Raw genomic sequence first — 8,612 nt, 5'->3', positions numbered from 1 at the left:
TTGTTGTATATTTCTCCCGAAAAATTATTTACACAAGGCTATTTAGACTGGATTAAATCGTTAAATATCAGCCTATTTGCCATTGACGAATCGCACTGTGTGTCTACTTGGGGACATGATTTTAGACCTGAATACACTAAATTGCACGTTTTGAAGGAGGCTTTTCCAAATGTGCCTGTCATTGCCTTAACCGCCACCGCTGACCGTGTTACTCGCAAAGATATTCTCTCGCAGTTGGGAATTCCCGAAGCCCGAACATTCATTTCTTCTTTTGATAGACCCAACCTTTCCCTTTCGGTTTTACCAGGGAGAAATCGAGTAAAAATTATTCAAAATTTTATTCAAGAACATCCCCGACAAGCAGGAATAATTTACTGCTTAAGTCGAAAAAATACCGAAACCGTTGCCGAGGCTTTACAAAAAGTGGGTATTAAAGCCAAATATTATCACGCAGGAATGCCCGCTGCCGACCGCTCGAAAGTTCAAGATGCTTTTATTCGGGATGATGTGCAAGTAATTGTGGCAACGATTGCTTTTGGAATGGGTATTGATAAATCCAATGTTCGTTGGGTAATTCACTATTCGATGCCATCAAATGTGGAAAGTTTTTACCAAGAAATTGGTCGGGCAGGACGTGATGGTGTAAGAGCAGATACGCTCCTTTTTTATACCTACCAAGACGTGATGGTTAGAAAAGACATGATTGCAAACTCTGAATTACCAGCAGAAATGAAGGAAGTTCAGAACGCAAAACTCGACCGAATGAAGCAATATGCCGAAGCTGAAATTTGCCGAAGACGTATTTTATTGAGCTATTTTAATGAAGAAGTAACCAAAGATTGTGGTAATTGTGATGTTTGCAAAAACCCTCCTATGCGGTTTGATGCCACATTATTGGCTCAAAAAGCACTGTCTGCCGTGGCTCGTACCAACGAAAAAATAGCCATGACGATGTTGATTGATATTTTGAGAGGTTCGAACAATAAACGATTGATTGATAACCGTTACCACGAAATAAAAACCTTCGGAGCTGGTAAAGAGCTGAAGGCCGATGAATGGGCCGAATATCTCCAACAAATGCTCAATTCGGGTGTGATGGATATTGCGTATGACGAAGGACATGCTTATCGGCTCAACAATGCTTCGTGGGCCGTTTTGAAGGAAGGTCGTAAAGTAAATTTGACGAGATATAAACCTTTTGAGGAACGTCAAGCCGAACGAGAAGCAGTTGCACCAAAAGAGAAGACCAAGAAAGAAGTCATTAAAGATGCGCTTTTTGAAAAATTACGTGAACTTAGGAAACGTTTGGCAGATGATAAAAATATTCCACCGTTTGTCATATTCTCAGATTCAACGTTATCGGATATGTCACAACAAAAACCGATTACTCAAGAAGCCATGCTGAATGTGTCGGGAGTTGGGCAGCAAAAATATCAGCAATACGGAGAGATTTTTATGCATGAAATTAGAACATTTTTGAAATCTGTTGCTAAAAATTAAACATTCATTTAGGTTATTTTACGGATTTGGAAGAATGAAGTGATATAAATGTTATTGATAAATTTTTGCGTAAATTATTTGTTTCTACCTAAGAAATTGTATTTTTACGTATAGTCTTATCAATTCATTTAATCCACAAATTAATCACAAAAAAATGAACATTGTAAAACAAATCCCTACTTACTTATTAGGTGCTTTATTCATCTTTGGCGGTGCAAGTTATTTATTCAAATTTGTTCCTGAACAACCCATGACAGGCGATGCCGAAACCTTCATGAAACTTTTTGGCAGCACTGGCTACATGACTGTTGTTAAAATATGTGAATTGCTATTCGGAATAGTAGTTTTAATTCCCAAAACACGTGCTTTAGGTTTGATTTTAATAGCTCCAATTGTAGTTAATATTCTTATATTTGAATTGCACATTGCCAAAGCTCCTGGCATTGGCGTTGCGTTGGTAGTTGTTACTGCGCTGGCGATATATTTTAACAAGGAAAAATATTCGAGTATTCTTTCGTAAAAATAGAACACTGATTAACCCGCAATGGAATTGCGATTAATCAGTGTTTCATAAAATATCTACTATTTCAACGAGTTACCGTATCCAACCACTAAAACTGACAAGATAATCGTTAAAATTCCGGCAATAATAGTTGTTAATGTTTTCTTTGAAACACCTTTCCATTCTTTCAAAACCAAGCCCCACGAGTTAGCTACCAAGATGATAAACGCCATGTGTAAAATCCATGAACTTGGTCCATTGCCTAAACGACTTTCGCCCATTCCGTAGAAGAAAAATTGTAAAAACCAGGTTGTACCCGCAATGGCGGAGAAAAGGTAGTTTTTCAATAATGGCGTTTTTTCGTTTGAATAATCTCCAAATGATTTATTCTTGAAATTTAGATACATACACCAAATCAGGTTGGTCGTCAGTCCGCCCCAAAGAATCACCACGTAAACCACATTATTTCTAAACAAAAACTCTCCCTGACCTACATTCTGATTAACCCATTGCTCATTCGCTACATGAGCCATTGATGAACTAGCCTCAATGCCAAAGCTAAAACAAGCACTCAAAACACCCGAAATGATGGCAAAAACTAAGCCTTTTGAAATGTCAAATTCTGCATTATCGGCAGTTTCTCCGTTGAGGTCTTTGTCTTTCATGCCACCCGCTTTTCCACAAATCACGATGCCCGCCACACAAATTGCCAAGCCCAATAATACCATTTGTCCCCACGAAGTAGTCATTAAATCGTGAATAGTATCTTTACCTGCCGTTGGATTGAAATTATAATAAATCGAAGGGATCAAAGAGCCAAAAACCGAGCAAAGTCCCAAAATAATTGAACTACCCAAAGAAACACCCAAATATCGAACGCCCAAACCGTAAGTCAAACCGCCAATTCCCCACAATAGACCCATCAAATAGGTCCAAAATAAAACAGTTCCTTCAGTGCTTGAAATGATAGAAGCGAAATCTGGAATAGTCAAATAAGCGGCAATTGGCGGAACGATTAACCACGAGAAAACCCCTCCAGTAATCCAATAACTTTCCCACGACCAACCTCTTACTTTTTTGTAAGGAATATAAAAACTACCCGATGCAAAACCACCGATAAAGTGAAAAAGAACGCCAAAAATTGCTCCCATTGTGTCTGCTAAATATGGTTAAGTAATGAAAAAGTATAATATTACAAACCTAACTAATATTTCGGTAGCGATACACCTGTACTTACCTGTATGCACTACTCCACCAATGCAACCCCACCCCCTGAATAACTCCTATACTCCCCACGGTACATCGCATCCGCTGACACAGGTCCCATTTGGAATTTGCCTTTTGAAACAGCTCTTACTAAATAATAGAACGTTTGTGGTTTGTTGGAAATATTGGTGAAGAAGTTAATTCTGTCGTCTCTAATATCAAAATGTTCGGGCGTGGTTTGGTCTTTTACCCACACTAAATCACGGTCTGCCGTTAGCCTTGGATTTTCAATTTCTACGCCTGCGGGTAGCATATCCGTAACTACCACGTTATCAACTGCTAATCCGTTGGTACTTTGGAGCGTAATTTTTACCACAATCAACTGATTTTGTTTGAATTTAGCTCCTCCCAAAGGTTGCCCCGAACGAGTATAAAATTGCTTTCTTACCTTCAAAACATTATCAATTTGCTCGTATTTGCCCGTCGCACTTAAACCTTCGGCTTGGGCAAAATAGTACAGAATCCCCTTTCCTTGCGTGCGAATAACCAACTGATTTCCGATATTTTTAATCAATAAATCATTTGCCGTAAAATTACCCATCACTTTATTATTACTTGAAATTGAAGCCTTTACAGTGCTTTCATTGGCTTTCTTCGCTAATTTACCCAATGCCAAAAATGCAAAGGCTTGTTCTTGGGTGGTGAGATACGGTTCGGTTTTCAAATTTTGCGATAATTGTCTCGCCAAGGTCGGAATTTGTAAATTATTGGGGTCGGTATCAATCAAGGTATTTAATACCAAAGCCTGATTTCTAATCGGCGAACTGAAACTTCCGCCCGTTTGCTTTTGGGTAATTTCTAAACCGTAATTTTTCGGTAAAATGGCATTGTAACTTTTCACTTCGCCAATCAAACTGTACGCAGCCGCCAAGAGATATTTTGAGTCGGTGGTGAGTAAATCCATATTAGATTTGTAATAATTCATCACCGAACGATTGGGTTTGCCTGCCATCGCCAAAACGTACAAACTATAAATGGTTTCACGAGCCGCAATGACTTTGGTTTCGTAAGTTCCTGTTTCTAAGAAATAATACTCTTTGTCGGTCATTTTAGAATTTGAAGCCACCGTCAGATATTCAATTAATTTGCCCAAAGTTGGGCTATTTACCTGATAATCATTCTTTTGAGATTCTAATAAGAAATGTGTAGCGTAGGCAGAACCCCACCAAGATTCTCGGTCGCCACCTTGCCAGTATGATAATCCACCGCTTGGCAATTGCATCGTTTCGAGTTTATGAATGGCGGCTTCTACATTTGTTCGAGGATTTAGCTGGCTTTCTCCCGCTTTCATGTACGGTTTTTTACCCGACTGAATTTGTTTGACAAACTCAGAAAAATACAATTGTGGAAAAGCCGTTGAAGTCGTTTGTTCTACACAACCATAAGGGTAATTTAGGAGATTTTGGAACTTGTCCATAAACTGCACCATTGGCGATTTACTCACCGTCATTTCGGTTTTCAATGAACTCGGAATGTAGTCATTTACCAAATTTACGTTGCCAACCGAACCACCATTTACCACGCCAGCCACCGAAGTTTTCAGTAAAGAAGTCGTTGGGCGAATCGTTAATTCTATCTTTTCGGTAAATTTCTCTTTCAATCCATTTACCACCACATTTACCGTTGCATTGCCAATACTTGGAGCGGCTTTCACGGCAAAATAGGCTCTTCCTTCTTTTTCGGCAGGAATTACTAAGGTCTGCGTTTTATTACCAACAACCGACAAACCGCCTGATAATGAAACCGTTGCGGTAACATTAGCGTTTTGTTTGGTGGTATTGGTAATATTGACAGGCACTTGAATTTCATCATTTGGCGAAGCAAATCTTGGCAAAGCCGTAGAAATTACCAAAGGGTCAGCGACTTTCATATTTTTGGTTGCCGAACCAAATGCTTCATCTTTATAAGCCACCGCCATGATGCGTAAATCGCCCGAAAATTGTGGAATATCAAACTCAAAAGTTGCCTCCCCTCCTACGCCAGTTTTCACAATTCCCGACCAAATTGCCACTAAATTTACCCGTCCGTTATTCAAGGGATTCACTCGTTTTTGCATATCATAACCATCACCACCAATTGACGAACTTCCCGAAATTGATAATTCTGGAAATAAAAACGGATACAAATCGTAGCTATCAACTTCTAAAGCCTGTTTTTGGTAAAAGTGGACGTAAGGGTCAGGCGTTTTGAAGTTTTTGAGTTGTAAAATTCCTTCATCAACTACTGCAATCGTCAATTCGGTACTGCCTTTGGTTTTAATGGTTACTCGTTGTTTGGTTTTTGAACGAGATTTTTCAACCGCTACAATTTCGATAGGCAATTGATTATCAAGGTCTTCTACCATAATAGGTGCGTATCCGTGGGCAACCGTAAGCGGCATATTTGAACCATCCATCGGACGAATCAAAGTCGCTGAAACATACACATTTGGCAAATGTTCTTTCCCAATTTTGAAACTCAATTCTGCCGATTTTTTATCCGTTTCAATCACGAAATTTTCCAAAACGTGATTTCTTTCAATCGTTACAATCAATTTTCCTTGAAATGGCGTTTTGAAAAGTACCGTTGCTTTATCACCGACTTTGTATTTTTCTTTGTCAAACGACATTTCCACTTTTCCTTCGTTATTGACTTCAAATGAACTATTTTCGGTTGAACCATAGCCGTAAGCGTAGAAACCTTGAGCCGTCCAAGATTTTGCTCCTTCGCTATGAACTCGAATTTCGTACTCGCCCGAAACAGGCGGTGCGTAAGAAACCATTGCCTTTCCTCCGTCAAAATTCATCGTGCGAGAATACACAACTTTGGTTTGTTTTTTAGAAGAATATTTTAACGTATTATCGGCATTTTTCTCGATAACTGTTTGATAATCAAAGCGAACAATTTCCACTCGACCTTTAGCCGAAACTGGTTTTCCGTCTTTATTTAAAGAAACCAACGGAATTTGCGTGGGCACATTCGTTCCGATATACGTATCTGGCATTCCGATTCCGTAGAAAACAGACTGCGTAAAAATGTCTAATTTACTCAAACGATTCACCGGGCGACCCGTTTCGTCAAAAACCGTTACATACGTTTTTGCTTCCAAAACGCCCATATTTGCGTATGTCGCAGGGATTTGAAAACCTTCCGAAGCCAAGCCATTTTCGTTGGTAACGCCCTCACGAGCAACCATTTCAAAATTGGTATTATCCTGAATATCAAAAATAAAACCTTTGTATTCTTTCGGTTCAAAAAGTTTACGATTCAAATTCAATTCCATCTGATAATTTCGATTGGAGGCGGGCGGTCCGAACAAATTGGTAGCCGTTGCATTAATCTGAATCGTCTCGCCATTTCGGTAAAATTCCTTGCCCGATTTTACCTCAACTTTGATACGGTCGGGCATAAATTCTTCGATGGAAATATTCCGAGAAGCCAATAAAACATCATTCGCATTCAGCATTTCCACCACGTACACACCCGTGATAGACGCACGGTCGGTTGGCACGGAAATTTCAACTGCACCTTGTGCATTGGTCGTTTTTTTGAAGGTTTGAAACTCCTTGCCGTTTGGCAAAAGCAGGCGAATTTTTACGGGAATTTCACCCACCGATTCCCAGTTATTTTTACGAATAATGGTATTAAAATGCAAGGTTTCCCCTGGACGATAAATATCTCTGTCGCCGTAGATAAATGCCTCAAAACCAGACGAATTATCCCGTTTCCCTTCCACATCAAAACGAGAAGTTTCCACTTGTGAACCCTCTAAGAAAAGGTAATTAAAATCATCTTCGGTATGAGCCGTAATCATGGCGGGGCGGAATTTTGAAGCCTTAAATTCCTTGAAAATCGCCATGCCTTTTCCATCGGTTTTTGCGGTTTGAATGGTTTGATTATTCGACGAAATCAAACTTACTTCCACGCCACCCATCGGCTCGGCGGTTTTAATAGAATTCGCAAATACAACTACCTCATTTTCAGACGTTTTCATAATCAAACCAATATCCGAAATACTCACTAATTTAGTTGCGTGATTGTAATATTCATCGTTAGAATTAACGCTCACCAAATAAATTCCTTTGATAGAATTTTGTTCGGGTGATGATAAATTTAAGGCTCGAACGCCCTTTGTTTTGGCAAGGTTGGCAGTTTCAACGGTTTTATTGACGATCACATCTGAATATTGACCTGCTTCGTCGGTGTCATAATCGTATATTGTTGAGGTACTATTTCCTGCTTCGTCATAATTGGCATTCTCGTAATTCAAATAACGTCCATTCGTCAAAAAATGCAAAATGTTATTTTCGTAAATCTTGGCAATTCTAACGTTTACTTTTGGCGTATTGACAATGTTGATAGCAACGTTCTTATTTCCTTTCGACGATAAATAAACGGCTTTTTTATTCACAAATCCAATCGAAGCGGGCATTTGTCCGAAATACAGATCTTTTGTATAATCGTCTGATAGTGAAGCACCTAAAATGCCTTTTACTTCTTTATTTATCGTTAAAATATAATTATCCGATTCGTTAAAATCTCCTTTTATGATAAATCCATTTTCGGTAATTTCTGCTTTGGTTTCAAGCGTTGGAATTTGCGGTTTTGCTTTCGGAGTAACGGGAGCTTTCACAATCGGATTCCCCAAAGAATCATATTCATAAACGGGTTCTTCAACGGGTTCGGAGGCTCCATTAATTTCAATTTTATAAATTTTCTCTAAATCTTGAACGCTAATTGTCTGATTGGTAACGACTTTCACAAAGCCTTGATTATTTTCAAAACCGTGTTCTACGTTGGTAATTTCTAAGGTTTTAATATCGGGTAATGAAGCTTCCAAAGTCAATTCTTCGGGTGTTTCAAATTTAGAATTTGGCATGGATAGTCCTTTTTCTAAATTGATTTTCAAAGATTTTCCTTCGTCATCAGAAATACCTTTCAATTTGACTGAAATGGTATTAGAAGCTCCCGTTTGGTTTAAAGAAAAATCATATTTTTTATCGTCAGAATCCGTCACTTTCAAGACTTTCGCCACTTCCTGCGGATTAACGGGATAGTTAAAATTCATTTTCAACACGGCGGCCCCTTGTCCATCTTCACGGGATTTTGTCCAATAGGTTTCTACATTATCCAACTTCAAATAGGGCGTATGAAACGTAATTTTATCAGCATTTAGTCCATATTTTTTCTCAGATTTTGCCGTAACGGATTTGTTAATTGTTGCGGTATATTCAGTAGCAGGTTCAAAACCAACCGCAGGCGAAAACACGAGTTCGTTGGTTGCCGTCCATTTAAATTTGCCTTCCACTTTTGGCGAAATTTCGATGTATGGTTCCGCCTCCCAAGTATTTAGGTCGCCATCACG

Annotated in this window: 4 protein-coding genes; 2 read left to right on the top strand and 2 right to left on the bottom strand. The window is 39.0% G+C overall.

From position 1 onward, the window contains the following. Together AC1W31_RS19565 and AC1W31_RS19560 are read left to right on the top strand one after the other, a co-directional pair. A partial coding sequence (locus AC1W31_RS19565) for a RecQ family ATP-dependent DNA helicase (protein WP_481736184.1) occupies nt 1-1,500 on the top strand: 1,500 nt, incomplete at its 5' end. A gap of 154 nt (nt 1,501-1,654) precedes the next feature. After that, nucleotides 1,655-2,020 carry a hypothetical protein gene (locus AC1W31_RS19560; protein ID WP_481736183.1) on the top strand — a complete coding sequence of 122 codons (366 nt, stop codon included), beginning with the start codon at nt 1,655-1,657 and terminating at the stop codon, nt 2,018-2,020. 62 nt (nt 2,021-2,082) lie between these two features. On the opposite strand, the gene rhaT is transcribed toward AC1W31_RS19560, so the two are convergent. Both rhaT and AC1W31_RS19550 read right to left on the bottom strand, forming a co-directional pair. After that, nucleotides 2,083-3,153 carry an L-rhamnose/proton symporter RhaT gene (gene rhaT, locus AC1W31_RS19555; protein ID WP_481736182.1) on the bottom strand — a complete coding sequence of 357 codons (1,071 nt, stop codon included), beginning with the start codon at nt 3,151-3,153 and terminating at the stop codon, nt 2,083-2,085. A 95-nt stretch (nt 3,154-3,248) separates the two neighbouring features. Further along, nucleotides 3,249-8,612 (bottom strand): alpha-2-macroglobulin family protein (locus AC1W31_RS19550; protein WP_481736181.1); only part of this gene is annotated, 5,364 nt, incomplete at its 5' end.

Source organism: Arcicella sp., from assembly GCF_964672035.1.
The sequence above is the reverse complement of the archived record's forward strand: the minus strand, read 5'-3'. Positions and strand labels throughout refer to the sequence as shown.